24 protein-coding genes are annotated in these 26,387 nt (G+C 72.4%); 9 read left to right on the forward strand and 15 right to left on the reverse strand.

Annotated features, from left to right (window positions below; all coding sequences use genetic code 11):
- Positions 1-165: 165 nt before the first annotated feature.
- Positions 166-2,439 (forward strand): hypothetical protein, encoded by a 2,274-nt coding sequence (locus ACLQ24_RS16770; protein WP_425892642.1) that lies wholly within the window; start codon positions 166-168, stop codon positions 2,437-2,439.
- On the opposite strand, the gene ACLQ24_RS16775 is transcribed toward ACLQ24_RS16770, so the two are convergent.
- The 3 genes from ACLQ24_RS16775 to ACLQ24_RS16785 all read right to left on the reverse strand — a co-directional run bounded on the left by ACLQ24_RS16775 (position 2,436) and on the right by ACLQ24_RS16785 (position 5,004).
- Complete coding sequence (locus tag ACLQ24_RS16775; protein WP_425892644.1) at positions 2,436-3,215, reverse strand: hypothetical protein; 780 nt, start codon at positions 3,213-3,215, stop codon at positions 2,436-2,438. The genes ACLQ24_RS16770 and ACLQ24_RS16775 overlap by 4 nt on opposite strands.
- A gap of 200 nt (positions 3,216-3,415) precedes the next feature.
- Positions 3,416-4,525 (reverse strand): SPFH domain-containing protein, encoded by a 1,110-nt coding sequence (locus tag ACLQ24_RS16780; RefSeq protein WP_425892646.1) that lies wholly within the window; start codon positions 4,523-4,525, stop codon positions 3,416-3,418.
- Between the two features lie 5 nt (positions 4,526-4,530).
- Entirely contained in the window at positions 4,531-5,004 is a 474-nt protein-coding gene (locus ACLQ24_RS16785; RefSeq protein WP_425892647.1) for an NfeD family protein, read from the reverse strand.
- A 121-nt stretch (positions 5,005-5,125) separates the two neighbouring features.
- On the opposite strand from ACLQ24_RS16785, the gene ACLQ24_RS16790 reads away from it, so the two are divergent.
- Positions 5,126-6,439: a serine hydrolase domain-containing protein gene (locus ACLQ24_RS16790; protein ID WP_425892689.1), complete on the forward strand. Its 1,314-nt coding sequence runs from the start codon at positions 5,126-5,128 to the stop codon at positions 6,437-6,439.
- Positions 6,440-6,449: 10 nt separating this feature from the next.
- On the opposite strand, the gene ACLQ24_RS16795 is transcribed toward ACLQ24_RS16790, so the two are convergent.
- Entirely contained in the window at positions 6,450-7,262 is an 813-nt protein-coding gene (locus tag ACLQ24_RS16795; protein ID WP_425892648.1) for a DUF3097 domain-containing protein, read from the reverse strand.
- Positions 7,263-7,444: 182 nt separating this feature from the next.
- On the opposite strand from ACLQ24_RS16795, the gene ACLQ24_RS16800 reads away from it, so the two are divergent.
- Positions 7,445-8,239: a hypothetical protein gene (locus ACLQ24_RS16800; RefSeq protein WP_425892650.1), complete on the forward strand. Its 795-nt coding sequence runs from the start codon at positions 7,445-7,447 to the stop codon at positions 8,237-8,239.
- Positions 8,240-8,615: 376 nt separating this feature from the next.
- On the opposite strand, the gene ACLQ24_RS16805 is transcribed toward ACLQ24_RS16800, so the two are convergent.
- From ACLQ24_RS16805 to ACLQ24_RS16835, 7 genes are all read right to left on the reverse strand, one after another.
- Positions 8,616-9,395, reverse strand: a complete 780-nt coding sequence (locus ACLQ24_RS16805) for an HAD-IIA family hydrolase (RefSeq protein ID WP_425892651.1) — start codon at positions 9,393-9,395, stop codon at positions 8,616-8,618.
- Complete coding sequence (locus tag ACLQ24_RS16810) at positions 9,388-10,440, reverse strand: ferrochelatase (protein WP_425892653.1); 1,053 nt, start codon at positions 10,438-10,440, stop codon at positions 9,388-9,390. Before ACLQ24_RS16810 ends, ACLQ24_RS16805 begins: the two co-directional genes overlap by 8 nt.
- A gap of 100 nt (positions 10,441-10,540) precedes the next feature.
- Positions 10,541-11,308 (reverse strand): enoyl-ACP reductase FabI, encoded by a 768-nt coding sequence (gene fabI / locus ACLQ24_RS16815; RefSeq protein ID WP_425892655.1) that lies wholly within the window; start codon positions 11,306-11,308, stop codon positions 10,541-10,543.
- Between the two features lie 49 nt (positions 11,309-11,357).
- The gene (fabG, locus tag ACLQ24_RS16820) at positions 11,358-12,062 is read right to left on the reverse strand and encodes a 3-oxoacyl-ACP reductase FabG (protein WP_425892657.1); all 705 of its coding nucleotides are present in this window, start codon (positions 12,060-12,062) and stop codon (positions 11,358-11,360) included.
- 1,095 nt (positions 12,063-13,157) lie between these two features.
- A complete protein-coding gene (locus ACLQ24_RS16825) occupies positions 13,158-14,108 on the reverse strand; it encodes a VWA domain-containing protein (RefSeq protein ID WP_425892658.1) in 951 nt (316 codons plus the stop codon).
- Positions 14,105-15,106: a DUF58 domain-containing protein gene (locus tag ACLQ24_RS16830; protein WP_425892690.1), complete on the reverse strand. Its 1,002-nt coding sequence runs from the start codon at positions 15,104-15,106 to the stop codon at positions 14,105-14,107. Before ACLQ24_RS16830 ends, ACLQ24_RS16825 begins: the two co-directional genes overlap by 4 nt.
- Positions 15,085-16,191, reverse strand: coding sequence for an AAA family ATPase (locus ACLQ24_RS16835; RefSeq protein ID WP_425892660.1), 1,107 nt, complete (start codon positions 16,189-16,191; stop codon positions 15,085-15,087). The genes ACLQ24_RS16830 and ACLQ24_RS16835 overlap by 22 nt, the downstream gene beginning before the upstream one ends.
- A gap of 241 nt (positions 16,192-16,432) precedes the next feature.
- Here ACLQ24_RS16835 and ACLQ24_RS16840 point away from each other — a divergent pair, with 241 nt between their 5' ends.
- The 3 genes from ACLQ24_RS16840 to ACLQ24_RS16850 all read left to right on the forward strand — a co-directional run bounded on the left by ACLQ24_RS16840 (position 16,433) and on the right by ACLQ24_RS16850 (position 19,094).
- Positions 16,433-16,663: a hypothetical protein gene (locus tag ACLQ24_RS16840; RefSeq protein ID WP_425892662.1), complete on the forward strand. Its 231-nt coding sequence runs from the start codon at positions 16,433-16,435 to the stop codon at positions 16,661-16,663.
- A 309-nt stretch (positions 16,664-16,972) separates the two neighbouring features.
- Positions 16,973-17,512, forward strand: coding sequence for a PH domain-containing protein (locus tag ACLQ24_RS16845; RefSeq protein WP_425892691.1), 540 nt, complete (start codon positions 16,973-16,975; stop codon positions 17,510-17,512).
- Positions 17,513-17,555: 43 nt separating this feature from the next.
- A complete protein-coding gene (locus ACLQ24_RS16850; protein WP_425892664.1) occupies positions 17,556-19,094 on the forward strand; it encodes a PH domain-containing protein in 1,539 nt (512 codons plus the stop codon).
- A 118-nt stretch (positions 19,095-19,212) separates the two neighbouring features.
- Here the strand turns inward: ACLQ24_RS16850 and ACLQ24_RS16855 are convergent, their stop codons facing one another.
- The gene (locus tag ACLQ24_RS16855; protein ID WP_425892666.1) at positions 19,213-20,244 is read right to left on the reverse strand and encodes a phosphatase PAP2 family protein; all 1,032 of its coding nucleotides are present in this window, start codon (positions 20,242-20,244) and stop codon (positions 19,213-19,215) included.
- 116 nt (positions 20,245-20,360) lie between these two features.
- Here ACLQ24_RS16855 and ACLQ24_RS16860 point away from each other — a divergent pair, with 116 nt between their 5' ends.
- Entirely contained in the window at positions 20,361-20,765 is a 405-nt protein-coding gene (locus ACLQ24_RS16860) for a thioesterase family protein (protein ID WP_425892668.1), read from the forward strand.
- Positions 20,762-21,592 carry an MBL fold metallo-hydrolase gene (locus ACLQ24_RS16865; protein ID WP_425892670.1) on the forward strand — a complete coding sequence of 277 codons (831 nt, stop codon included), beginning with the start codon at positions 20,762-20,764 and terminating at the stop codon, positions 21,590-21,592. Before ACLQ24_RS16860 ends, ACLQ24_RS16865 begins: the two co-directional genes overlap by 4 nt.
- A 123-nt stretch (positions 21,593-21,715) precedes the next feature.
- Here the strand turns inward: ACLQ24_RS16865 and ACLQ24_RS16870 are convergent, their stop codons facing one another.
- From ACLQ24_RS16870 to ACLQ24_RS16880, 3 genes are all read right to left on the reverse strand, one after another.
- On the reverse strand, positions 21,716-23,401 hold the full coding sequence (locus ACLQ24_RS16870; RefSeq protein ID WP_425892672.1) for an alpha-galactosidase: 1,686 nt from the start codon (positions 23,399-23,401) through the stop codon (positions 21,716-21,718).
- 97 nt (positions 23,402-23,498) lie between these two features.
- Complete coding sequence (locus tag ACLQ24_RS16875; protein WP_425892674.1) at positions 23,499-24,434, reverse strand: carbohydrate kinase family protein; 936 nt, start codon at positions 24,432-24,434, stop codon at positions 23,499-23,501.
- 94 nt (positions 24,435-24,528) lie between these two features.
- Positions 24,529-24,915: an XdhC family protein gene (locus ACLQ24_RS16880; protein ID WP_425892676.1), complete on the reverse strand. Its 387-nt coding sequence runs from the start codon at positions 24,913-24,915 to the stop codon at positions 24,529-24,531.
- A gap of 284 nt (positions 24,916-25,199) precedes the next feature.
- On the opposite strand from ACLQ24_RS16880, the gene ACLQ24_RS16885 reads away from it, so the two are divergent.
- Complete coding sequence (locus ACLQ24_RS16885; protein WP_425892678.1) at positions 25,200-26,318, forward strand: lytic polysaccharide monooxygenase; 1,119 nt, start codon at positions 25,200-25,202, stop codon at positions 26,316-26,318.
- The last annotated feature ends 69 nt before the right edge of the window (positions 26,319-26,387 follow it).

Here is a 26,387-nt window from a genome sequence, read left to right on the forward strand (position 1 = left end):
GAGCGCGAAGCCGCCCGACGCATCAACGCCGAACGACTTCTCACTGCGTAGCCGTCCAGTTACCCGACAGTCTCTAACGAGGTAGCGCCAACTGACCTGTGGCAGGCGCTGCGACGTCGCCCCGGCGCGATGGTGCTCGTGGACCGCCCGAGGACCGGGGACACGGTGTGGCTCTTCGCCGATGACCACGCCGGTGTCGTGGTGCCGCGCTGGGTGGACACCACAAAACCTGGGCTGTTCCTGCGTCGGGCAGAGGCCGAGGGCGCCCACACCGCCATGCTCGCCGATCCCGACAGCCGCCTGCTGTTCGTGGTGCCCGGCCCGGCGGCGGTGCCGGCCGCGGAGTTCATACGGCCGTCGTTCGCGACCGTCGTGGACAGGTCCCGCGCGCTACCGGACCGGGTCGGCGACCCCGCCGCTGCGCTCCGGGCCGTCGAACAGCTGTACCGGGACTTCTTCGGCGTCCCGCCCCGCCCGGGCCAGGTCACGGCCGACCTTGCGACGGTGAACCTGCCGGCCGCCATGGGGGGCCTGCTCGGCGGGCAGTTCACGGCACTCGTCTCGGCCGCTGACGTGACCCGCGGGCTCACCGCCACCCCCGGCGCGCTGACGATCGCGCACCTGCCATCGCCATCGGGATCGGGCCTGCTCGTCGGCGTTTCGCGCTTCGACCCGGTGACGAATGCCACCACCGTTGAGTGGATTGGCGCCGGCGTACCCTTGTCAGAGAGCGAGGCGTGGCACCGGTTGTCGGGCCACGGCGTCACCGCGTTGACACTGGATCCAGCCGGGGCTCCCGTGCCGGTGTCGGGCCGGATCGCCGCTGCCGTCGCCGCCCTGCCACCGTGGACCCAGAAGACTGACGGCGTGACGCGGGTCGCAGCGGTGCTGCGCCGCGTCGACCTGACCGTCAAGAGTGACGACACCAGCGCCCCACCGATCGACGACGTCGCCCGTCGTCTCGACGGCAGTTTTGCGTCCGCGCATATCCAGGTTCTTCTTTCGATGAAAGCGGGTTCGCTCACCGCCGTCCGGGTCAACCATCCCGATGCCCCGCCGCACCTGCTCCTGGTCGAACGCCAGCAAGACGGCGGATTCACGCTCATCGACCCAGGGGTGACCAGACCGCGGGATGCCGGCTTCTTGCCCGGCACGTTCACGCGGTTCGACCCGAACGACCCCGGCACCCTGCCGCAGCAACTGCGGGCACCGGTCGAGCTGCCATTGCGACACGACGGGACGCTGGGCCAGGCAGACCCGATCGAGACCCCGAGGACCGACACCGCCCGACCGCTGGCCGCCGACCACGAAACCTTGCCCGTCCCGTCGCCGACCGCCGGCCACGGCGACGCACTTACCGAAGACGTGGTGCTGCCGCCAGACAGCAGCACCGACGAGGAGCACCCCGGTCGTCTCTACTGGGTGGGCCTCGCACCGGCGGCCCCGGTGGGCCGCAGCGTCCGCGCAGCCGCCGCCGGCCCCGGCAGCCCGATCATCTTCCTGGGCGCCGAACGGGGTCAGATCGCCTCTGTCGAAGCCACACGCGCCTTGCGGCGTCTGGTGCAGCAGTTCGCTCTCAAGAAAACGCAACCCGTGGTGGTTACCGAAGCGAAACTGGACGCCGCACTGACGAAGATGTCCACGACGTACGGGTTCAACATTGTGCATTTCGTCCTCAAATCGCTGTTCAATGGACTTGATTCCGCATGGCTGATGCGCCACAGCGAAGGAAACATCAAGAACCTGGGCAGTTCACTGACGGGGGCATCACTCAACGTGGCCGCCGCGTCCGCTAAATCAGTCAACGACTCGACCGGCCGCGCCATCAGCAAACTCATCCTCGCCCGGAACCGCGCCGCGAAACGGAATGTGCTCAACACCTTCCGGCAGGAACTCAGCAGCCAGCCCGCCCTCGAACAGCTGACCAAAATCGTCGAGCAGACCGAGGGCGACCCGTGGTTCAACAAAAACACCCCGCTCCTGGAAACTCTCAACACACCACACGCGACCGACTTCGTCCTCGACTTCCACGACCACGACAACGACCCCGGTGCCCGTAACCGGCTCCTCTTCAGCGAACTCGCCCGCGACCTCGCCCGCGACCCACTCCTGAGCGGCAGCGGCGGCGACCTCCGACTCAAACTCCTCGAAGCCTCCGGCCACGCCACCGCCGACGCGAGAACGGCCCTCACCGCCGTCGACCTCCTCCACAGCCGAGGAATAGACGAGGCCCTGCGGTACGTGAAACAACACTCCGCCAGCCTGCGCACCAACCAGAAACAAGAAATGGTCGACGAGATCCGATATCTCGCCAAACAGGCGGCGCTGCGGGCCCGGGAGCGGCTGCTCGGTACGTCGGGCGAAACCGAGAACCCAACTGTCCGTCGCCCCCGACCTAACGATTTCGAAAGACTGGCCGCAGAGATCCTCCAGTGTTAACCGCCCTCCGAGGTTGGGATGGTGCTGACGCTGGCGGTGGCAGCGTCGTGCGCGGTTTCGCGGGGCATGAGGCGGCCGCTGCGGTAGCCGATGCCGATGCCGGCGATCAGCACGAAGATCGCGCCGAACGTCTGTAGCGAGCCGATCAGGGCGCCGCCGAGGCCGAGCAGCGGCGCGGCGATGATCAGCATGACCCCGTCGCCGAGGCTGAAGGTGCCCGAGCGGGCCACCGCCCACCCGGTGAGGAACCACCCGACGCTGTAGAACGTCGCGCCAAGCAGGACCAGCGACCGCGCCGTGGCGCCGAAGACGGGTGTCTGCTCCTCGAAACCGGCGAACGGCAGCATCAGCACCGTGCCGGCGATGCTGACCAGCAGCCCGGCGGCGGCCACCCGGCGGCTGCGGGTCGCGGCCAGCAGGCCGGTGAGGGCCAGCAGCGCGAGCAGGCCGAGCCAGACCGCGGCCACCCAGCCGATCAGGTACACCGCCTGGCCGTCCGCGGGATAGGGGTCGTTGCCCACCCCGCCGTCACTGGCCATCGCCACCGCGCCGTAGAGGATGGCGTACGCGGGCAGCAGCCACACCGCGGCCCGCGCGAACCGGCGTACCGACCAGGCCCAACTGGCGTTCGTGGCCGGTGCGAGCGGGGTGGGCTCACCGACGAAGGGCAGTACGCCGAAGCCACCGCCGCTGCGCCGGGAGCCCAGGGGCGCGACCGGATCGTGTGCGCCGGGCACCGGGGCCGAGGACCACATCCGATTCGCCGGATCCTTCATGCGTCACCTCGCTCGTCCACGAGCGGTGCGAGACGCGCCGGGGCGCCCCGATTACCTGGTCACCACCCGTCCTAGGACCGATCGTGGCAGGCGCCGGAGCGCCCCATGAGTCTTTCTCGCATTTATCCGGCCCGGGCGGCTGATGCCCGACGTCGGCCGCGCGCCGCCTCAGCGCCGCACGGCCGGCAGCGCGTACCGGATCAGCCGCGCTCGCGCTGGTCGGTCGGGTCGTTGACGAGGCTGTCCGGGGAGACCGGCTCCGGCGCGGGCAGCCCCTGCGGCTTGTTGCCGCCGCCGGTGGCCTGCGCCTCGGCGACGCGTACCTCGTCGTGGATCTGCTGGGCGGCGGCCGCCGCGGCCTGCGCCGCCGCCGCGGCCTCGCGCTCGACCTGGCTCGCGTGGTCGGCGGCCTCCGGCGCAGGCAGATCCCCCACCATCTGGCTCAGCCCACCGAGCGCGCCACCCATGCCCTCCAGGGCCTTGGTCAGCTCGGCCGGGATGATCCAGACCTTGTTGGCGCTGCCCTGGGCAATCTGCGGAAGGGCCTGCAGGTACTGGTACGCGAGGACCTTCTGGCTCGGGTTCGCCTGGTGGATCGCGTCGAACACCGTCCGGATCGCCTTCGCCTGACCCTCGGCCTGCAGGATGCGGGCCTGCCGGTCACCGTCGGCCCGCAGCACCGCGGACTGCTTCTCACCTTCGGCGGTGAGGATCTGCGACTGCTTGTGCCCCTCGGCGGTGAGGATCGCGGCACGACGGTCCCGCTCGGCGCGCATCTGCTTCTCCATCGAGTCGCGGATGCTGGCCGGCGGCTCGATCGCCTTGATCTCGACCCGGGTCACCTTGATGCCCCAGCGGCCGGTCGTCTCGTCCAGCACCCCGGACAGGTGCCGGTTGATCTCGTCCCGGCTGGTCAGGGCCCGCTCCAGGTCGAGCGAGCCGATCACGTTACGCAGCGTGGTCACGGTCAGCTGCTCGATGGCCTGGAGGAAGCTGGAGATCTCGTACGTCGCCCGGACCGGGTCGACCACCTTGAAGTACAGGACCGTGTCGATCGAGACCACCAGGTTGTCCGAGGTGATCACCGGCTGCGGCGGGAAGCTGACGACCTGCTCGCGCATGTCGACCTTGGTACGGACCGCGTCGATGAACGGCACCAGCAGGTTGAGACCGGGGCTGAGGGTGCGCTTGTACTTGCCGAGCCGTTCCACCACGTCATGGCGCTGCTGCGGCACGATCCGCACCGCCTTGGCCAGCGTTATCACGGCGATCAGCGCCACCGCGATCACCAGCACCCCGATTATCGTCATCCCGTTCACCCTCTCGCTTCCGGCAGCTCGCCGGCGGAAGAAACGTCGTCCTGCCAGACCAGGGCGGTCGCGCCCCGGACCTTTATCACCCGGACCCGTTGGCCGGGCTCGAAAGTCGGCGTCGTGTCGTACGGCCGGGCGCTCCACATCTCGCCGTCGATCTTGACGAGGCCGTGGTCGGCGTCCACCCGCTCCAGCACCAGCGCCGAGGAGCCCTCGATCGCCTCCACGCCGAACGGCTGCTCGCCGCTCTCCAACGCGGACCTGCCGTGCCGCTTGATCACCGGCCGGACCACCACCAGACTCAGGGCGGACACCACCGCGAACACCAGAGCCTGCACGGCAACCGGCGCGCCCAGAGCCGCCACGCCCGCGGCGGCGAACGCGCCGGCCCCGAACATGATCAGGAAGAGAGTCGTCGTGAAGATCTCGGCGACCGCCAGCACCACACCCAGAACGATCCACACCACGGCGTCCACACCACGATCGTGACACGCAAATGCTCGCGCGACCTCCCCGCGAAGATCAGTAGGCTCGGCGGGACCCCTTTCCGGCCCACCGGAACACCACCCGCCGGTGGCCCGACCCGAGGAGATCCCGTTGACCCTGCTACCCGAGACCGCCCGACAGATCGACACCCGGGTCGCCCAGGCACAGGCCGAGGGTCGCGCCCCGTCGCTGGTGCTGGGCGTGGTCCGCGACGGCACGCTCGCGCACGTCGCCGTCGCCGGCGAACACCCCCACCCTGCCGTCGACCTGCAGTACCGCCTCGGCTCGATCAGCAAGACCATGACCGCGACCCTGATCATGCAGTTGCGCGACGCCGGCCGGCTCACCGTCGACGACCCGCTCGAGGAGCACCTGCCGGGCAGCGGAGTCGGCTCGCTCACCCTGCGCCAACTGCTCGGGCACGCCAGCGGCATCCAGCGCGAACCCGAGGGCGACTGGTGGGAGCGGGCCGCGGGCGTCGACCTCACCACCCTGCTCGCCGGGATCACGCCCGACAAGATGGCCTACCCGCCGCACGCCACCTACCACTACTCCAACCTGGCGTACGGGCTGCTCGGCGGCCTCCTCGAACGGCTCACCGACACGCCCTGGGCCGACCTGCTCGCCGCCCACGTTCTCGGCCCGCTGGGCATGGGCCGCACCACGTACGCGGCCACCGAGCCGTACGCCCGCGGCTACGTCGTCCACCCCTGGCACGACACGCTGCGCGAGGAACCCCGCACCGACACCGGGGCGATGGCCCCCGCCGGGCAGCTCTGGTCGACGATCGAGGACCTGGGCCGCTGGGCCGCGTTCCTGGCCGAACCCGACCCGTCCGTGCTGGCCGCCGAGACGCTGACCGAGATGTGCTCGCCCGTGGTGATCAGCGACCTGGAGGCGTGGACCCACGGTCACGGTCTCGGACTGGAACTCTTCCGCGAAGGCGACCGCGTGTACGTCGGACACGGCGGCTCCATGCCCGGCTACGGCGCTTCGCTGGCCGTGCACCGGCCCAGCCGTACCGCCGTGGTCGGCCTCGTCAACGCGTACACCCTGCGCAACGTGCACCTCGGCGCCCTGGGTCGGCAGCTTCTCACCCTCGTGCTGGACGCCGAGCCCGCCCCGGTGACCCCGTGGCGGCCGGCCGCCACGCCGCCGCCCGCCGCCCTCGCCGAGCTGACCGGCCGATGGTGGTGGATGGGCACGACCATCGAGGTGTACGCGGCCGCCGCCGGCGACCTGCGCGCCGGACCGGTCGGCGCGCCGAACCTGCACTTCGTCGCCGAGGGACCGGACCGTTGGCGGGGCCGGGCCGGCGGCCAGGACGGCGAGATCCTGACGGTACGCCGGGACGACCAGGGACGGGCGGTGGCGCTGGACATCGCGACCTTCGTCTACACCCGCACTCCCGACCAGGAGCCGTGAGCGCTGGGGCTCAGACCGGCTCGGTGACGAAGTCGATGAGGCGCTCCATGGCGTTGATCAGCGGGGTCTCGACGTCGGCGAAGCTGTTCACCCGGGACAGGATGCGCCGCCACATGTGTGCCGGCTCTGCCACCCCGAGGGCCGCGCAGACCCCCTCCTTCCACGGCCGCCCCGGCGGCACCACCGGCCAGGCCGCGATGCCCAACGCCGCCGGCTTGACCGCCTGCCACACGTCCACGTAAGGGTGTCCGGTCACCAGCACGTACGGCGAGTTCACCCGGGCGACGATCCGGCTCTCCTTGCTGCCCGACACCAGGTGGTCGACGAGTACGCCAAGTCGCCGGGTCGGGCCGGGGCCGAAGTCGCGGACGGCGGCGTCCAGGTCGTCGATGCCGTCCAACGGCTCCACGACCACGCCCTCGATCCGCAGGTCGTCGCCCCAGATGCGCTCGACCAGCGCGGCGTCGTGGATGCCCTCGACCCAGATCCGGCTGGCCTTCGCCACCTGGGCGCGGACGTTGTCCATGGCCACCGAACCGGAGGCCGTCCGTCGACGGGCCGCCGGCACCGGCGCACGGGGCGGGCGGCGCAGCGTCACCGGTCGACCGTCGAGCAGGAACGCCGCCGGCAGCAGCGGGAAGTTGCGCCGTTTACCGTGCCGGTCCTCCAACACCACCGCGCCGGCCTCGAAGCCCACCACCGCTCCGCAGAACCCGGAGTCGGCATCCTCCACCACGAGATCCGGTTCGGCGTCCACCTCGGGGGTGACCTTCCGCCGCCGCCAGTCCCCGGCCAGCACGTCCTCGCCGTATCGCCCCGCCATGTCGATCACGCTAACGCCCGCCACCGACGCGCTCACTCCGACACACCGTCCCCGCGCGAGCGCAGCGGGGACCGGCGGGGCAGGACGGGCAGCGGATGGGGCGAAGGGGGCAGTTCGGGGCAGGCGGGGCGGCCAGAGCGGCAGCCGAGACAGGGCCACCGATCACCACGTACCCTTTCGGCATGTCCACCCCCGCAACCGGCGCGGCCACGCTTGCGCCGCGCCGGTCGAGTCGGTTCGTTGCCTGGGTGCGCGCGTGGCGCGCCGGGCTGGTGCCGTACGACGAGGTCGCCGACGCCATCGCCGGTGATGAGGAGCACCTCGTCGCGGACGCCCCCGGCACCTGGACCGACGTCCCGCTGGGTGCCGCGCTGCCCACCCTGGCAAAGCTCTCCCCCGACGAGATCCGGCTGGTGCTGCCCGCGCCGGGTGACCCGCGGGGCCTGCCCGGTCCCGGGGACTTCGCCGGGGCGGCGCTGGTGGCGGGTGAGGCGGTGGTGGCCGGTGAGCTGGGCCTGATCCCGCACGTGCGTAGTCACACCTCCGGCTCGGGGGACTTTTTCGAGACGGTGCTGTGGCGGGTGTACCCGCTGCCGGCCGACGCTCCGGCCGCCTCGTTGTCGCTGCCCGGCGCAGCCGAGGCCGAGGCCGAGCTGGCCGCCGCGCTGGCCGAGACGACGGCCGCGCTGACCCGGCTCGACGTGGCCCAGTGGCGGCCCGAGTTGGCCGGTGCGCTGGCCGCTCTGCGCCGACCCGACGGCGCCACCGACCTGCCGCCCGGCTTCGACCCACGGGCGCGCCGGCTGTTCGCCCGGGCCGCCGTGCTGGACCGGGTGCTCGCGCTGGCCGGGCACGCCGCTCCCGGTGGCGCCATCAACAACTACGAGGCCCAGCAGCGCGACGCCGCGCTCCGCCCTCTCACCACGGCCTGCCGCCAGGCACTGGTGGCCGCCTGCAACGCCCCCCTACGCCCCTGACCCGGTCCGGCGACGGCCCCGGCCGCGCCGGTCGCTCGATCCAGAAGGCCATCACGTCGGGGCTGGCGAATGCCCGGTCTCAGCCCTGCTTTCCTCCGGACCTCAGCACCAGGCCCTGAACCCTGCACTCGCCTTGAACTCTGCACCGGCCCTGAACTCTGCACCCGCCCTGCGCTGCACCCGCCCTGCGCTCTGCTCGCCCTGCGCTCTGCTCGCCCTGCGCTCTGCTCGCGTCCTTTGCTCTGCTTCCACCAGGCGACACCGTGAGGCCACGAGTGTTTCCTCCGTTGAAGCAGAGCAAAGTCGGACCGCACGGCCGTCTGACCGCACGGCGCCGCCTTCGGACAACACGGGGCGCCGCCGCGCAGCGCGGTGGTCAGATCTCGTCGAGCAGGTCCGCTACCGAGTTGACGATGCGGGACGGGCGGTACGGGTAGCGCTCTGCCTCGGTACGGCTGCTGATGCCGGTGAGCACCAGGATGGTCTCCAGCCCGGCCTCCAGGCCGCAGAGAATGTCGGTGTCCATCCGGTCGCCGATCATGGCGGTGGTCTCCGAGTGCGCGTTGATCGTGTTCAGCGCCGATCGCATCATCATCGGGTTGGGCTTGCCGACGAAGTACGGCTCCACCCCGGTCGCCTTGGAGATCATGGCGGCGACCGAGCCGGCGGCCGGCAACGCGCCCTCCACGGAGGGGCCGGTCACGTCGGGGTTGGTGCAGATGAACCGGGCCCCGTCGTTGATCAGGCGCACCGCCTTGGTGATCGCCTCGAAGCTGTAGGTGCGGGTCTCGCCGAGCACCACGTAGTCCGGGGCGAAGTCGGTGAGCACGTACCCCACCGCGTGCAGCGCCGTGGTCAGACCGGCCTCACCGATGACGTACGCGGTCCCACCCGGCCGCTGGTCGGCCAGGAACTGGCCGGTGGCCAGCGCGGACGACCAGATCGACTCCTCCGGAACATCCAGCCCCATCCGGCTCAACCGGGCGGTGAGGTCGCGCGGCGTGTAGATCGAGTTGTTGGTCAGCACCAGGAACGGCTTACCGGAGGCGCGCAGCCGGTTGACGAACTCCGGTGCTCCGGGCACCGGCTGACCCTCGTGCACCAGCACGCCGTCCATGTCGGTGAGCCAGCTCTGCACGGGCTTGCGGTCATGCATCGGTGCCCCCAGCAGGCGTCGGTCGGCGGGTCGGTACACAGCAGACGGTGGGGCAGGTGTCCCACATCGGCAGGTCGCCGAGGCGACGGCGCAGCTGCGCGCCGTCCGGGTCGGTGCGTTCAATGACCAACTCACGGATCATGGTCACGAAGCGCGGGTCGGTGCCCGGGGTGCCGGCCCGGACGAAGTCCAGGCCGAGCTGCTTGGCGGTCTCCAGGGCCTCGGTGTCGAGGTCCCACACGACTTCCAGGTGGTCGGAGACGAACCCGATCGGGCTGACCACCACGCCGGTGGTGCCGCCCTCGGCGAGCGCACCGAGGTGGTCGTTGATGTCGGGTTCGAGCCACGGCACGTGCGGGGGGCCGGACCGGCTCTGCCACACCAGGTCGTACGCCAGGTCCGGGGCGGCGGCCTCGGCCACCAGCCGGGCGGCCTCGCGCAACTGCGCCTCGTACCGGCCGCCGTGCGGGCCGGCGTTCGCGGCCATCGAGGTGGGGATGGAGTGGGCGGTGAACACCAGTCGGGTGGTGTCCCGCTTCGCGGGGTCGAGCTGGGCGAGGGCGGCCCGGACCGCGTCGACGTGGGGCTCGACGAACCCGGGGTGGTCCCAGAACTGCCGCAGCTTCTCGATCACCGGCGCGTCGGGCCCGACGGCGGCGCGGGCGGCGGCGATGTCCTCCTGGTACTGCCGGCAGGACGAGTAGCCGCCGTACGCGCTGGTGACGAAGGCCAGCGCCCGGGTCACGCCGTCGTCGCGCATCCGGGTCACGGTGTCGGCGAGCATCGGGTCCCAGTTGCGGTTGCCCCAGTAGACGGGCAGGTCGACGCCGTTCGCGGCGAAGTCGGCGTCCAGGGCCGCCAGCAGCTCACGGTTCTGCTGGTTGATCGGGGAGACCCCGCCGAAGTGCTGGTAGTGCTCGGCGACCTCGGCCAGCCGCTCGGGCGGCACGCCGCGGCCGCGGGTCACGTTCTGCAGGAACGGCATCACGTCCTCGGGCCGTTCGGGCCCGCCGAAGGACACCAGCACCACCGCGTCGTACGCCATGGGGTCATTCTTGCCCCTCGCCCACGACGGCCCGGCGACGCCCCCTGATCCGGACGCGTAGGTCACGCGTGCGGCCCTCGGGGGCGTCGCCGAAGGAGCGTCAGGAACCGACGGCGTGGTAGCCGCCGTCGACGTGCACGATCTCGCCGGTGGTGGCCGGGAACCAGTCGGACAGCAGCGCCAGGCAGGCCCGCGCGGCGGGCTCCTGGTCGTTGAGGTTCCAGCCCAGCGGGGCCCGCTCGACCCAGGCGTCCTCGAACTGGTCGAAGCCGGGGATCGACTTGGCGGCGATGGTGCGCAGCGGCCCGGCGGCGACCAGGTTGCTGCGGATGCCCTGCTTGCCCAGGTGCATCGCCAGGTAGCGGGACGTGGACTCCAGGCCGGCCTTGGCCACGCCCATCCAGTCGTAGACCGGCCACGCCTTGCTGGCGTCGAAGGTCAGGCCGACCACCGCGCCGCCGGCCGACATCAGCGGCAGCGCCGCCATGGCCAGCGACTTGTACGAGTAGGTCGACACGTGCAGGGCCGTCGCCACGTCCTCCCACGGCGCGTCGAGGAAGCCGCCGCCGAGGCAGCTCTGCGGCGCGAAGCCGATCGAGTGCACGACGCCGTCGAGACCGTCGACGTGCTCGCGGACCCGGTCGGCGAGGCTGGCCAGGTGCTCGGCGTTGGTCACGTCGACCTCGATCACCGGTGCGGGCTCGGGCAGCCGCTTGGCGATCCGCTCGACGAGGGAGAGCCGGCCGAAGCCGGTGAGCACGACCTGGGCGCCGTTCTCCTGGGCGATTTTCGCCACCGAGAAGGCGATCGAGGCGTCGGTGATGACACCGGTGACGAGCAGCCGCTTACCAGCGAGCAGTCCGGACATGCAGGGTTTCCTCCGTACTCGAAGAAGGCTCGAAGAAGGCTCGAAGGGGTCAGTGGCCCATGCCGAGGCCGCCGTCGACCGGGATCACGGCGCCGGAGACGTACCCGGCGCCGTCCGAGGCCAGCCAGGTGACCACGGCGGCCACCTCGTCCGGGCTGGCCATCCGCCCGGCCGGGATGGACTTGCGGATCTCCGCCTTGCGGTCGTCGGGCAGACCGGCGGTCATGTCGGTGTCGATGAAGCCCGGCGCCACCACGTTCGCGGTGATGTTGCGGCTGCCCAGCTCGCGGGTGATCGAGCGGGCGACGCCGACCAGGCCGGCCTTGCTGGCGGCGTAGTTGACCTGACCGGCGCCGCCGGAGAGACCCACCACCGAGGAGATGAAGATCATGCGGCCCCACTTGGCCCGCAGCATCTTGCCGGAGGCCCGCTTGGCGACCCGGAAAGCGCCGGTGAGGTTGGTGTCGACCACGCCGGTGAACTGCTCCTCGGACATCCGCAGCAGTAGCGTGTCGTCGGTCATGCCGGCGTTGGCGACCACCACCTCGACCGGGCCCAGCTCGGCCTCGACGGCGGTGAACGCGGCGTCGATCGAGGACGCGTCGGTGACGTCGGCCCGTACGCCGAACAGCCCCTCGGGGGCCTCGCCGCTGCGGTGGGTGACCGCCACCCGGTCGCCCTGCTTGGCGAAGGCCTGCGCGATGGCCAGGCCGATTCCCCGGTTGCCCCCGGTCACCAGCACGGTACGGGCCACGGTTCCTCCTTGCGAGTGCACAGCACGGACGCGTCGGAGCCTAGGCGTTACCCGCAAGTAAGCGCTAACGGGAGTCGCGTCCCACCCTGGTACGACGTGGGTGTCAACCGCTGGGGGCACGCCTCGTGGCACCCTCGGCCCGTAGCCTCCGGATCGCCGCCCAGCCGGACCTGCTCGTGGTGGGCGACGCCGCCGACGGCGCGCAGGCCGTCGCCGCCGCCCGCCGGCTCGACCCGGACGTTACCTGGCGACGGGCAGCGCCACGCTGGGCGCCGTCGCGGGGGTCGTGCTGGACGCCGGGCCGGTCGAGGACACCCGGTGAACCGCGACCGCGCGATAGACGCGCTGCGGGCGTACGCCATCGGTGGGGCGGATCTACCTGTGGCACCAGCCGGTGCTGGTCGGGGGTGACCGCGCTCACCGCGCGGGGTGGCCTGGCCCTACCCGGGCTGCACACCGCGCCGGACGGTCCGGCGTGGCTGCTGGCTGCCGCTGCTCGCCGCGGTGCTGGTGACGGTGGTGCGTACGGGTCGTCGGAGCAGGTCGCCGGACCGCCGCAGCGGGTCGCTCCGACCGGGCGGGGGAGCGCTCGCCGGCCGGTCGGCCGAGTGCGTGCCGGCGCCGGCGCCGGCGCCGGTGTACGATCATCGACGTTCGGACCGGGCCGACTTGCAGGAGGTGATCGCTGTGCGAGATAGCGATCCTCCTAGTCGTGGCCGGGCCGATGGTCAGCCCCGCTGAGCCACGACTCAGTCTGGCGAGCTGACCCCGCTCCGCTCCCCCACCACCTCGGCTGACGCCGTGGTGTGTGCCGCACCGCCCGGTTCCCGGACGGTCGCCGGGAGCCGCCCGGTCACGACTTCGTGTGCGCGTCCCCACCCCCTGCGGTCCGCCCCCGCACGCGGACCGTCCAGCCGCCACTCGGAGCCGTCCATGAGCCGCTACGTCGCCCCGCTGGGCTTCACCCTCGCCGCCGTCTGGGTAGCCGTCGTCTTCGTCCTGGCCGGCGGCGGTCACTGACCACCACCGGCCGTCCTCTCCCCTGCCCGTCCGCTGCCCCGACCCGCCCGGGTCGTTCGCTGCCCCGGTCGGCGGTCAGAGCATCCGCGACGACCAGAGCAGGCTGAGCGCGCCGGCGCAGAGCGCCAGCAGCAGCGCCACCCCGGCGTACCACTGCGTCACCTCGCGCGGCTCGGTACGGAAGCCGATCGAGCTGCCCATGTCCTGGTAGACCTGCTTCAGCTCGCTCACCGAGGCCGCCTCGTAGAAGTAGCCCTCGGTGGTCTCGGCCAGCTCGGCCAGGGCCAGCCGGTCCACCGGCACCCGCTGGAGCTGCCCACCGATGTCGACCTGACCCGTGTCGGTGCCGAACGCGATGGTGGAGACCGGCACGTTGGCCGCCTGCGCGGCAGCGGCCGCCTCCTCCACCGACCGGCCGGAGGTGCGGAACCCGTCCGACAGCAGCACGATCCGCGCCGGTGGGATACCCGCCGCGCCGTCGGCCGGGACCGACCGGATCGCCTCCAGACAGGTGAACACCGCCTCGCCCGTCGCGGTCGCCTCGGCCAGCACCAGCCCGTCGATCGCGGCGGTCACCGCGTCCCGGTCCTTGCCCGGCGGCACCAGCACGTTGGCCGCCTTGGCGAACGAGACGAGGCCCAGGTTGTAGCTCTCCGGCAGCTCGCCCACGAACTGCTTGGCCGCCTCCTGCGCGGCCTCCAGCCGGTTCGGCGCCACGTCGTCGGCCTGCATCGACAGCGACACGTCGATGGCGAGCATCACGGTCGCCCGTTCCAGCGGCTCCTTCGTGTCCACCGCGGGGCGGGCCAGGGCCGTGGCGAGCACCAGCAGGCAGAGCAGGAACGCGGTCGCCGGAACGTGCCGCCGCCAGCCGAGGCCCTTCGGCGCGACGGTGCGCAGCAGGTCCACGTTGGTGAACCGCATCGCGTACGCCCGGCGGTGCAACTGCCGCCAGATGTAGAACGCGGCGAGCGCGAGCACCGGCAGCACGGCCAGCAGCCACCACGGTTGTAGAAAACGGATCATCGTGTCGTCCCCCGGGTACGCGCGTGCCGCTGCGCGGCCACGAAACGCACCATGTCCAGCAGCCAGTCTCGGTCCGTACGCAGACGCAGGTGGGCCGCGCCGGCACCGCGCAGCGCGGCGGCGATCGCGGCCCGTTGGGCGGCTGCGGCCTCGGTGTAGCGCTGCCGCAGCCGGGGGTCGGCGGTCTGCACCTCGTGCAGCTCACCGCTCTCCGGGTCGACCACCGGCAGCACCCCCACGTCGGGCAGCTCCAGCTCACGCGGGTCGACCACCTCGATCGCCAGCACGTCGTGCCGTACGCGCAGCTTGCGCATCGGCCGGGCCCACTGCTCGGCCGGTGCCAGGAAGTCCGAGACCACCACGGCCACCCCGCGCCGCCGGGGTGGGCGGTTGAGCATGTCGACGAGCGCTCCCAGGTCACTCCGACCGGGCTGGATCGCCGTACCGGCGACGGCGCGCAGCAGACCCTGCGCCTCCTTGCGACCGGAGCGGGCCGGCAGGCGGGTGAACGCGCCGGGACCGGTCGGAGGCGGGCCGCCCCGCCAGCGCCGCGCCGGCGCGGACGCGCCGCCACCCGTGCCGATCACCGCGCCGATGCGGTTGCCGCCACGCACGGTCAGGTGGGTGATGGCAGCGGCGGCAGCCACCACCACCTCCCGCTTGAGACACTGCCCGGTGCCGAAGTCCAGGCTGGCCGACAGGTCCAGAGCCAACCAGGTCTCCAGCTCCCGGTCCGCGACCGTCCGCCGCACGTGCGCGGTCGTGGTCCGCGCGGTCACCGGCCAGTCCATCCGGCGTACGTCGTCACCGGGGCGGTACTCCCGCGACTCACCTGCCTCGCTGCCCGGCCCGGGGAGCAGGCCGGCGTAGTCGCCCTGGAGCAGACCGTCGAGCTTGCGGGTGACCAGCAACTGGAGTCGGGACAGCACGGCCTCGCTGCGGTCGGCCAGAGGGGCGGGTCGAGGGGTGGGTGAGGTCACGGCCGCTGCCCGGGCCAGCCCGCGCCCGGCGGTGGGACGCTCGACGGCGGGGTGGCCTGCTGCCGGGGCGCGACCGACGGGAGCGGGATGGTCAACATGACCCGCTGCACGATGTGGTCGGCCGGCACGTCGTCGGCGAGCGCGTCGTAACTGAGCACCAGCCGGTGCCGCAGGATGTCCGGTGCGATGTCCTGCACGTCCTGCGGCAGGGCGTAGTCGCGTCCCCGCAGCAGCGCCAGCGCCCGGGTGGCCCGGACCAGACCGAGCGAGGCGCGCGGGCTGGCGCCGTACTGGATCAGCTGGGCGACGTCCGGCATGCCGTGCTCGGCGGGCGCGCGGGTGGCCAGCACCAGGCGTACCGCGTAGTCGACCAGCGCGTTGTGCACGAAGACCTGGTCGGCCTTGCGTTGCAGGGCGATCAACTCGGGGGTGTCGAAGACCGCCGTCGGCTTCGGCGCGGCCACGCCCATCCGATAGACGATCTCCCGCTCCTCGGCGTCGGTCGGATAGCCCACGACGATCTTCATGAGGAACCGGTCCCGCTGGGCCTCCGGCAGCGGGTAGACGCCCTCCTGCTCGATCGGGTTCTGGGTGGCCATCACCAGGAACGGGTCGGGCACCCGGTGGCTCTCGCCGCCGAGGGACACCTGCCGCTCGCTCATCACCTCCAGCAACGCCGACTGCACCTTGGCCGGCGCACGGTTGATCTCGTCGGCGAGCAGGAAGTTGACGAAGACCGGGCCCAACTCCACGTCGAACTTCTCGCTCGACTGCCGGTAGATCCGGGTGCCCATGATGTCGGCCGGCACCAGGTCCGGGGTGAACTGCACCCGGGCGAAGGACCCGCCGACGACCTTGGCGAGGGTCTCCACGGCCAGGGTCTTGGCGACGCCGGGCACGCCTTCGAGCAGGCAGTGGCCCCGGGCGAGCAGCGCGACGAACATCCGCTCGACCATCCGGTCCTGGCCGACGATCACCCGTTTGATCTCGAACAGCGCCTTCTCCAGCAGGGTGGCGTCCTGCGCGGGCGTGGTCACCGGCGTGGGCGCCTGGGGTGCCGCCCCGTTCGGCGTCGGGGCGTCGGGCGTGGTCGGCTGGGCCACCGGTCCTCCACAGCGTTCGTCGGTCGTCGCGGCTGATGCGGTATCAAGACTCGCATGCCTTCCTGAGTGCCGAGGTGGGGAGAAGCCGAATTTCGCCGCGCCGTCCCGACCACCGAATCGCGCGTCACGGGTGGACAGGGACCGGGCAGCCGCGTGTACGATTCATCCCGTCGCCGGGCGGCTCCCCCCGTGGCCGCCCGGCGCTCAAACTTTTCCGTCCGGCCGCCCTAGACTGGCCCGGATGAGCGCCCCCACCCCTGCCGACGAAGCCCTGATCTGTTCGGCCCGGCGCTGCCGCGCCCCCGCCGTCTGGGCGCTGGAGTGGAACAATCCCCGCCTGCACACCGCCGATCGGCGCAAGACGTGGCTCGCCTGCGCCGAGCACCGCGACACTCTCGGGGCGTTCCTGGACGCCCGTGGCTTCCTCCGTACCGTCACTCCGGTGTCCGGATCGCCTACCCTCGACATGTGAGCGAGCGATGAGGCACAGCAGCGTGGCGGCGCGGGACGCGCAGAACGGGTCCCATCGGTGAGCGCCGACACCCCGACCTCTCCCGACCCCGACGCCCCACCGGCCCTGGCCGGCCTTACCGCCCCGACCCGGCCGACCTCCCCAGCCGCCGCGCCGCCCGGTGTCGTGCCGCCGCCCGGCGCGTTCCCCGCGCCCGGCGCGCTCGGCCCGGACCCGTCTCCGCCGGACGTGGCGTCGCCGGCCCCGTTGCCGCCGAGCGCCGTCCCCCCGTCCGCCGGCCACCACCACGCCCCCTCGTCGCCGCCCGACCTGCCGCCCCCCGGGCTCCTGCCGACCGGGCCCGACCCTGCGGCGTCGCGACACGGCCCGTTGGAGCCGTGGCCGGACACCGTCCGGTGGCAGTCGATCTCCACCGACCTGATCTGGGTGGAGTTGATCCGGCTCGCGCTCGTGGTGGCCGTCGGCCTGGCCGTCACCGCGATCGGCTGGGCGCTGAGCGGCCACCGGCTGTTCGGCCTCGCCCTCGCCGTCGTGCTGGTGCTCGGCGCGTGGCGGGCCACGGCCATCGTCCGGGCGGTACGCGCCTGGGGCTACGCCGAGCGCGACGACGACCTGCTCGTGCGGCACGGGCTACTGGTCCGTCGGCTGTCCATCGTTCCGTACTCCCGCATGCAGTTCGTCGACGTGAGCGCCGGCCCGCTGGAACGCGCCTTCGACCTGGCCACCGTGCAGTTGCACACGGCGGCGGCCGCCAGCGACGCGCGGGTGCCCGGCCTACGTCCGGCGGAGGCGTCCCGACTGCGCGACCGACTCACCGCACTCGGCGAGGACCGGGCGGAGGGGCTGTGACCGCCCGCGCGGCCGACCGCCGGCGACGCCGGGAGCCGGCCCGATGAGCGAGAGCCCTGTCGGGCCGGGAACCCGACCGCCGCCCTCCGACGGCGGCGCGTTCCCTCCCGGTCCGCCGCATCCCTCCGGACCGCCGCAGGCCCCTGGAGGGCCGTACCCGGTCGGACCGGCACACCCGGTCGGACCGGCACACCCGGTCGGACCGGCACACCCGGTCGGGCCGCCCGGGGCGGTCCAGCCGTGGCCGGCGGTGAGGAGCGGCGCCGACGGGGAGCCTCGGCAGCGGCTGCACCCGCTCAGCCCGCTGCTGCACGGCGCCAAGTCGCTGGTCGTGGTGATCGCCGGCCTGTCCTGGTCGACACTGTCGCGGGTCGGCTTCGGTTGGTTCGCCGCCATGGTGGTGGTGCTGGCGCTCGGCGCGACCGTGCTGTCGGTGATCAGCTGGTACAACACCGGCTACCACGTGGTGGGTCGTGAGCTGCGGGTGTACGAGGGGCTGCTGTGGCGGCGTACCCGGGCCATTCCCTTGGAGCGGTTGCAGGCCGTGGAGGTGGTCCGGCCCCTGCTCGCCCAGCTCACCGGCCTGGCCGAGCTGCGCCTGGAGGTCGTCGGTGGAGGCAAGACCGAGGCGCCGCTGGCGTACCTCGGGGTGGCCGACGCGACCCGGCTGCGCGAGCGGCTGCTGGCGCTCGCCGGGCGGACGACGCCACCCGACGTCGCCGCGCCCACGACCCGGGCCGAGACGCCGACGGCCGTGCCGGGCCGGCCACTGCACACGGTACGCAACCAGAACCTGCTGGTCAGCCAATTGCTCACCCCGCAGGCGTTCCTGCTCCCGTTCGGTGTGGCCTTCGTCGTGGTGCAGTTCGTCACCGCCGGTTCATGGTCGTTCATCGCGGTGGCGAGCACGCTGACTGCGACGGCCGGTGTGTTGCTGCAACCGATCCGCCGGGTCCTCGACGACTGGAACTTCCGGCTGGCCCGCCAGGGCGACACCCTGCGGGTGCATAACGGCCTGCTGGAGACCCGGGCGCAGACCGTGCCGCTGGACCGGGTCCAGACCGTGCGGGCCACGTGGCCGCTGCTGTGGCGGGTCAACGACTGGCTGCGACTGCGGTTGGAGGTGGCCGGCTACTCGATCGCGGAGGCCGACGACCGCAACCGGCCGGACCGGCTGCTGCCGGTGGGCGACCTGCCGACCGCCACGATGATCGTCGGCGAGGTGCTACCCGGCGTACGCCTGGACGCGCTGACGCTGAGCCCGCCACCGCCCCGGACGCGCTGGCTGCACCCGCTCGGACGGGGCGCGCTCGGCGCGGGCCTGTTCGAACGGGTCTTCGCCACCCGGTCCGGGCTGCTCACCCGCCAGTTGGCGATCGTGCCGTACGCGCGGATTCAGAGCGTGCGCGTCGTGCAGGGGCCGGTGCAGCGCCGGCTGAGGCTGGCGACCGTGTACGCGGACACGGCCGGCGGCTCGGGCGCGGCGGCCCAGGACCGCGACCTCGCCGAGGCATGGTCCCTGGCGGCGGAGCTGACCACCCGAGCAACCGCCGCCCGCCGCCGCCCGCCCCACCCCGGGTGATCATGAGGTTATTGCCCCGACACGTCGACGCGAAGAGCAATAACCTCATGATCGCCGGGGAAGGGCGGGAGGGCCCGGAGGCCGGGGAAGGGCGGGAGGGCCCGGAGGCCGGGCCTCGTTAGTGGTTGGCCGGGATCGGCGGGGTTGGGGTTTCGGCCCGCGGGGGCGGGGGCCCGGTGGTGGGGGGCTCGGTGGCTTGGCGGGCGCGCAGCGACCTCCAGCCGCGCTCGGCCAGGCCGACGACCAGGTAGGTCAGCCCGACGTACGTCCAGCCCACCAGCACGTCGATCACATAGTGCTCGCCGGAGTAGACCAGGGTGAAGGTCATCGCCAGGGGGTACGCGAGCAGCAGCGGCCACCAGCGGCGGCGGGTGGTGTGCAGGAAGAACAGCACCACGAACAGCGCAAACGCGGTGTGCAGCGACGGCATCGCGGCGACCGGGTTCGAGGCGATCTGTCCGGCATTGAGCACGTTGCCGGCGCCGTGCATGCCGAACGCCTTCCAGCCCCGGGTGGAGATCCGCGCGACCTCGGTGAGCAGGCCGTTCTGCGCGGCCCACCAGGGCGGGGCGGCCGGGTAGATGAAGTAGGTGGCCAGGCCGGCGGCGCACAGGAAACCCCAGCGCCGCATGTAGGCGGCCCAACGGTGTCGGTCGCGCATCCAGAGCACTGCGGCGGCGGCCAGCGCCACTATGAAGTGCGAGAAGTACACCCAGCTCGCCGCGATGTCCCACCAGTGCACCTGGGGGCGGTAGAGGTGCTCCTGCAACCAGACGGTGGGCACCTCCCCGCCGGTGGCCCAGCCGAACATGAACCGGTCGGCGACGATCAGCTCCATGGCGTGCGGGGTGGCGCCGTTGTCGGCGAACCCGCGCGAAAGGTTGTACGCGGCCAGCAGCAGCACCACCGGCACCCAGTCCCGGGCGAAGCGCAGGTGGCTGCGCCACGGGCGGTCGCTGTTCCAGGCGATGGTCCCGAGCCAGATCCACACGAAGGCGTACGCCGGGTCGGTGGGTAGACCGATGCCGAGCCAGGCGGCGACGAAGGCGACCGCCCAGATCGTCATGGCGACGATGCGCCGGCGGCCCGCGTCCGGGGACGCGGGTGGGTCGGTCCGGGCGGGGGGCTGGGGGTCAGTCACGACGGCCATCGCGGTCAAGGTTAACGACGGCTACGGCATCGACCGACGGGTACCACCCGCAGGGGCGGCGCCGGGATCGCCGGGCGCCTGCTCGGCAGGCTTGGGGAACACCTAGGCTGACGACCATGCAGGAGCAGCCCGAGCCGGCCTTCGCGCCGGGTCTGACCGCCCAGGTCGAGCTGACCGTCACCGACGCGGACACCGCCCAGGCGGTCGGTTCGGGGGACGTACCGGTGCTGGGCACACCCCGGGCGCTCGCGCTCGCGGAGGCCGCCACCGTCGCGGCCACGGCCGGCGCGATGCCGCCCGGATCGACGACAGTGGGCATCCGGGTCGAGCTGGAGCACCTCGCGCCGACTGTGGTGGGCCGCACGGTGCGGGCGCAGGCGCTGCTGGCGACCGTCGACGGTCGCCGGTTGTCGTTCGAGGTGACCGTCGCCGACGGCGACCAGACGGTGGCGCGGGGCCGGGTGGACCGGCTCCTGGTAGTCCGGCAACGCTTCGTCGACCGGGCCGGGCGGTCGTCGTGAGCGCCGGGTTCGTCGAGGTCGCCGATCGGGTGTACGTGCGTGGCGAGCCCCTGCTGCGGGTCAACGTCACGCTCGTCGTCGGCGACGACGAGGCGCTGCTGGTGGACACGCTCTCCTCGGCCGGGCAGGCCACCGAGCTCGCTGCGGCCGTCCGGGCGATCACCGACCATCCGCTGACCCTGGTCAACACGCACCACCACTACGACCACTGCTTCGGCAACGCCGTCCTGGCCGGCGACCCGGCCCGCCCGGTGTACGCGCACGAGCGGGCCGCCGCCGTGCTGCGCGAGGAGCCGGAGCGGCTGCGCCGGGAGGCGTACGAGGAGGTGCGCGCGGAGCACCCGGAGCTGGCCGCCGACCTGGCCGACACCCCGCTGCTGGCCCCGACGCACACGGTGCACACGGAGACGACGCTCGACCTGGGCGGCCGGCGGGTGGTGCTGCGGCACCCGGGGCGTGGGCACACCGACGCCGATCTGGTGGTGCACGTGCCCGACGCGGATGTGCTCGTCGCCGGCGACCTGGTGGAGCAGAGTGGTCCGCCCGCCTTCGAGGACTCGTACCCCCTGCAGTGGCCGGACGCGGTCGCGGACCTGCTGCGGCTGACGACGGCGCGCACGGTCGTCGTGCCCGGTCACGGCGATCCGGTGGACGTCGGGTTCGTCCGTGCCCAGCACGCGGAGCTGGTGCGGCTGGCCTGGCTGATCCGGGCCGCGCACACCGGCGACGCGCTCCCGGAGCGGGTGGCCGCCGAGGCGCCCTTCGGCGCCCGAGCTGCCCTGATCGCCGCCCGCCGCGGCTACCGGGAGCTCAACGGCGAAGGCTGAGCATCCGGGCTCGCCACGCCGCCTTCCGCCCACGCCGATCTTGCACTTTCGGTTGCCGATAAGTCCCTTGTCCGGGGCAATGTCGGCGCAGAAAGTGCAAGATCGGCACGAGGAAGGGCATGTCTACACCCCGGTGCGCCGCCACTGTTGGTGGGTGCCGGTCGTGCAGGTGGACTGGACGGCGCGGGCGCCGTCGGTGGTGGCGGCGTTGAGGATGGTCAGGCACTTGCCGCTGTGCCGGGCGATGAGCTGCACGGCGCCCGTGCCGAGATCCTGTACGCGCCACTGCTGGTTGGTGCCCCCGTTACAGGTCCACTGGGTGACCCGGACTCCGTCGGCGGTGGCGCCCGCGCCGCCATACACGTCGAGGCACTTGCCGCTGTGCGCGCTGAGCACCGTCTGGTAGCCGCCGCCGGCGTCCTGGAACCGCCACCGCTGGTTGGGCTGCCCGTTCGCGGCCCACTGCACGATGTCGGCGCCGTCGTTCGTCGCGTTGTTGGAGACGTCCAGCAGCTTCCCGCTGTGCTGGGCGGTGAGGGTGTACGCGGTCGGGACCGGCACGGTGCTTCCGGGGGTCAGCCGGTACAGCCCGGCGCCGTGGGCCGGGAGGGAGCGCGTGAGGGTCCCGTTGACCGTGCCGAGCGCCGCGCCGGACCACAGGTCGGTCACGGCGGCCGATCCCATCCCGAGGTCGGCCAGGTTGACCGAGACGTTCGCCGTGCCGCTCTCGCGGTTGAACAGGGCGAGATAGCGGTCGGTGCTGCCCGGCACGTCGGCGGTCCACGCCTGCCGGGTGCCGCCGGAGAGCTGACGGTTGTTCGCGCTGTTCTGGTCGACGGCCAGCACCGCGGCGTTGGTCATCAACGCCAGATCCGAGGCGCGGTTCTCGGCCAGGTTGCCGCCCCACATCAGCGGCGCCCGGTTGATCGCCCAGAGCGTCATCAGGGTGCGCTGCTCGTCCGAGGTCAGGTTGGAGTATCGCGGTGAGCCGACCGGACCGTACTTGGAGAGCCGGCCGATGGGGATCATGTCCGGGTCGGGCCAGGCACCGGTGGCGCGGTACGGGGTCCAGTTGCGGAGTTGGTCGAAGAGGGCGTCGACGGACGACCAGTTGTCCCACAGGTCGTTGACGATCCGCCACATGTGCGCGTTGGCCTGGACGTGGCCTCCACTGGCCAGCGGGGTCGCGCCGGGCGACAGGCTCAGCACCATCGGACGGCCGCTGTGCTGGATGGCCAGCTTGTAGCCCTCGACCTCCGCCTGCCGGTAGGTCGGGGCGGCGATGTCGTCCACCTTCACGAAGTCGATCCCCCAGGACGCCAGCAGTTGGAACACCGAGTCCAGGTAGCTCTGCGCGCAGGGGTTGGACATGTTGAGGCCCCACATGAGGTTGAGCCAGGTCGCGGTGGTGGAGTTGTTGATCTGGTTGGCGCGGCAGGTGGTGCCGAGGATCGGGACGTTGTCGGCGACCGCCTGGCGGGGGATGCCCCGCATCAGGTGGACCCCGACCTTCAGCCCCTGCGCGTGGATGTAGTCGGCCAGGGGCTTGAACCCGTTGCCGCCCGCAGCGGAGGGGAACCGGGTGGTGTCCGGTAGCAGCCGCCCGTTGGCGTCCATGCCAAGCCGGGGTTGCAGGTTGGAGTCCTGGTTGGGGCTGTTGTCGTGTCGCCCGGGGTAGTACCAGGCCCAGTCGATCACCACGTACTGCCAGCCGAACTGCCGCAGGTTGGTGCCCATGTAGTCGGCGTTGGCCCGTACGTCGGCCTCGGTGACGCTCCAGTTGAACGAGTCGTAGCTGTTCCACCCCATCGGTGGAGTGCTGGCCGCTCCGTTGTCCCAGGCGAGCGCCCGCTCCGGCGGGCTTTAACGTTCACATGACGCGACCGTCAACCAGCCGTCACCGCCCTCAGATGCCGAAGCGGCGTTCGACGTCCGCGCGGGTGGGCATGGCGGTGGCCCCGCCCGGCGACTCGCAGACCAGGCCGGCGACCCGCAGCGCGAACGCCACCGACTCGACCCAGCCCGCCGGGTCGGCCGGCTCGCCGTCGCGCAGCAGATCGGCGATCAACGCGGCCATGACCGAGTCGCCGGCGCCGGTGGCGTCGACGGCATCGACCTTCGGGGCCGGCACCCGCACCGGGTCGGCCTCGGCGGCGGCCAGCACCGCGCCGGCCGCGCCGAGCGTCACCACCACGGTGGAGGCCCCCAGCTCCCGCAGGTACGCGGCGACCCCCTCGACCGGCTCACCCGGATAGAGCAGCCCGGCGTCGGCGCTGCTCAACTTGACCAGGTGCGCGCCCGCGGCGAACTCCGCCACCACCTGCCGCAGCCCGTCCAGCGCGGCCGGCCCGTCGAGCAGTCGCGGGCGGACGTTCGGGTCGAGCACCCGCAGACCGGTGGCGAGCGACCACGCCCTGCGGGCGGCGGCCAGCGTGCCCGGCTCGAGCAGCACGATCGAGCCGCAGTAGAGCACGTCCGCGCCCTCCGTCAGCGCCAGGTCCAGCTCGTCCGGGCCGAGGAGCCCGTAGGAGGGCGGCTCGCCGTAGAAGCGGAAGTCGGGTTCCGCGCCGGCGTACGTCACCACCGCGAGCGTGGTCGGCGCGGAGACCGTGACCGCACCGGCCAGGCCGACCCCGACCTCGGTCAGGAAGCCGCGGATTCGCCCGCCCAGCACGTCGTCGCCGAGCGAGCCGACGAACTGTGCCGCCCCGCCGAGCCTGGTCACCCCGACGGCGACGTTGAGCGGGCCGCCACCGATGGCCTGCCGGTAGACCCGTTCCCCGTCGAGTTCGCTGTCGAGCAGGTCGACGAGCGCCTCGCCGAGCACCACCGCGTACCCCATCGGAGTCCCCCTCGTCGTCGGCGGCCGCGACGGCCGTCTGGCACCAGGCTGGCACAGCGCGCGGCCCGGCGAGCGGCGAAGGCCCGGGCCGCGCTCAGCCCGGGTGGTGGATCGGTCCGTCGGGCGCGGCCAGGGGGCGGCCGCTGCCGCCCCAGCGGGCGGCGACGATCTGCGCGGCCACGCTGACCGCGGTCTCCTCGGGGGTACGACCACCGAGGTCCAGCCCGATCGGCGAGGCGAGCCGGTCGAGCTGCTCGGGGCCGAGTCCCTCCTCGCGCAGGAGCTTGTGCCGCTCGTCGTGGGTGCGCCGCGAACCCATCGCGCCCACGCAGGCCAGCGGTTGGCGCAGGGCCAGCGCCAGCAGTGGCACGCCGGTGACCGTGCCGTCGGCGGAGACGAGCATGGTGGCGCCGGGCGGCTGCGGCACGGACCGCCCGGTGGCGAGCACGGTGGCCAGGTAGGTGCGAGTCGGTCGGTCCAATCGGGAGTCGGCGGAGTCCGCGGGCGCCAGCCCTGTTTGGCGCATCGAGGATCGACTATTGCGTAGGCGACGGACGACGTGGTGGGATGACGCGTACCGGGCGGTGCGAGGGCTGCCGCGCCGCCGGTTGCCGGGTTGTTAGACGCGAGGGCACCGGTCCAGGACAGGACCGTCGATGGCGCGTGTCCGCCGGCCGATCTTCTGCCGGGGCCCGCCAGGGTGATCGTCGTATCCGCTTGCGGCGGGGCGGCTCGGGCGGCACGCCTCGCGAGTCAGGAGAACCCGTGAACCGTTCCCGTACGGCCGCAGTGCTCACCGCGGCCCTGACCTTTGCTCTGGGCGCCGTGGCCCTCGCGTCCAGTCCGCAACCGGCGGCCGCGCACGGCGCGGCGATGACACCGGGCAGCCGAACGTACCTGTGCTGGCAGGACGGCCTCAGCCAGACCGGTGAGATCAGGCCGAACAACCCCGCGTGCGCCGCCGCGGTGGCGCAGAGCGGGACGAACTCGCTCTACAACTGGTTCAGCGTGCTGCGCTCGGACGCCGGTGGCCGTACCACCGGCTTCATTCCGGACGGGCAGCTGTGCAGTGGTGGCAACAGCGGCTACCGGGGCTACGACCTGCCCCGCACCGACTGGCCGTTGACCCATCTGACCTCCGGCGCGCGGCTGGACTTCCGGTACAGCAACTGGGCGCACCACCCGGGCACCTTCTACTTCTACGTCACGAAGGACAGCTGGAGCCCGACCCGGGCGCTGGCCTGGAGTGACCTGGAGGAGCCGTTCCTGACGGTGACCAACCCGCCGCAGCGCGGCGGCGTCGGCACCAACGACGGGCACTACTACTTCAGCGGCAACCTGCCGTCGGGCAAGAGCGGCCGGCACATCATCTACTCCCGCTGGGTGCGCTCGGACTCGCAGGAGAACTTCTTCGGCTGCTCCGACGTGACCTTCGACGGTGGCAGCGGTCAGGTGACCGGTGTGGGTCCGGGCGGGTCGAACCCGACCACCCCGCCGCCCACCACTCCCCCGCCCACCACCCCGCCGCCCACCACCCCGCCGCCGACCACCCCGCCGCCCACCACGCCGCCGCCGTCCGGCGGTGACTGCATGGCCGTCTACAAGGTGACCAGCACCTGGCAGGGCGGTTTCCAGGGCGAAGTCACGATCATGAACCACGGCAGTACGCCGTTCGCCGGCTGGACCGCGAGCTGGACCTGGCCCAACGGGCAGGCGATCAGTCAGATCTGGAGCGCCACCCAGACGACGTCCGGCGCGTCGGTGACGGCGACGAACGTCCCGTACAACGGCACGATCGCACCGGAGGGCGCGACCACGTTCGGCTTCCTTGCCAGCAGCACAGGAACGAACGGCATCCCAACGGTCACCTGCGCCCGCCGCTGAGGTATCCCTGAAATGATCAAGAGGCTTGCGTCACCCGAGTGACTCCGGGAGACGCAAACCTCTTGATCG

It is taken from the genome of Micromonospora sp. DT4, from assembly GCF_049841675.1.
Classification (GTDB): Bacteria; Actinomycetota; Actinomycetes; order Mycobacteriales; family Micromonosporaceae; genus Micromonospora.

Bases quoted from the DNA above. Each gene is read 5' to 3' on its own strand.
- ACLQ24_RS16775 (WP_425892644.1), bottom strand. From the start codon at position 3,215: ATGAAGGATCCGGCGAATCGGATGTGGTCCTCGGCCCCGGTGCCCGGC.
- ACLQ24_RS16780 (WP_425892646.1), bottom strand. From the start codon at position 4,525: ATGACGATAATCGGGGTGCTGGTGATCGCGGTGGCGCTGATCGCCGTG.
- ACLQ24_RS16795 (WP_425892648.1), bottom strand. From the start codon at position 7,262: ATGGCGGGGCGATACGGCGAGGACGTGCTGGCCGGGGACTGGCGGCGG.
- ACLQ24_RS16800 (WP_425892650.1), top strand. From the start codon at position 7,445: ATGTCCACCCCCGCAACCGGCGCGGCCACGCTTGCGCCGCGCCGGTCG.
- ACLQ24_RS16805 (WP_425892651.1), bottom strand. From the start codon at position 9,395: ATGCATGACCGCAAGCCCGTGCAGAGCTGGCTCACCGACATGGACGGC.
- ACLQ24_RS16810 (WP_425892653.1), bottom strand. From the start codon at position 10,440: ATGGCGTACGACGCGGTGGTGCTGGTGTCCTTCGGCGGGCCCGAACGG.
- fabI (WP_425892655.1), bottom strand. From the start codon at position 11,308: ATGTCCGGACTGCTCGCTGGTAAGCGGCTGCTCGTCACCGGTGTCATC.
- ACLQ24_RS16825 (WP_425892658.1), bottom strand. From the start codon at position 14,108: ATGATCCGTTTTCTACAACCGTGGTGGCTGCTGGCCGTGCTGCCGGTG.
- ACLQ24_RS16840 (WP_425892662.1), top strand. From the start codon at position 16,433: ATGAGCGCCCCCACCCCTGCCGACGAAGCCCTGATCTGTTCGGCCCGG.
- ACLQ24_RS16850 (WP_425892664.1), top strand. From the start codon at position 17,556: ATGAGCGAGAGCCCTGTCGGGCCGGGAACCCGACCGCCGCCCTCCGAC.
- ACLQ24_RS16855 (WP_425892666.1), bottom strand. From the start codon at position 20,244: ATGGCCGTCGTGACTGACCCCCAGCCCCCCGCCCGGACCGACCCACCC.
- ACLQ24_RS16860 (WP_425892668.1), top strand. From the start codon at position 20,361: ATGCAGGAGCAGCCCGAGCCGGCCTTCGCGCCGGGTCTGACCGCCCAG.
- ACLQ24_RS16870 (WP_425892672.1), bottom strand. From the start codon at position 23,401: ATGGGGTGGAACAGCTACGACTCGTTCAACTGGAGCGTCACCGAGGCC.
- ACLQ24_RS16875 (WP_425892674.1), bottom strand. From the start codon at position 24,434: ATGGGGTACGCGGTGGTGCTCGGCGAGGCGCTCGTCGACCTGCTCGAC.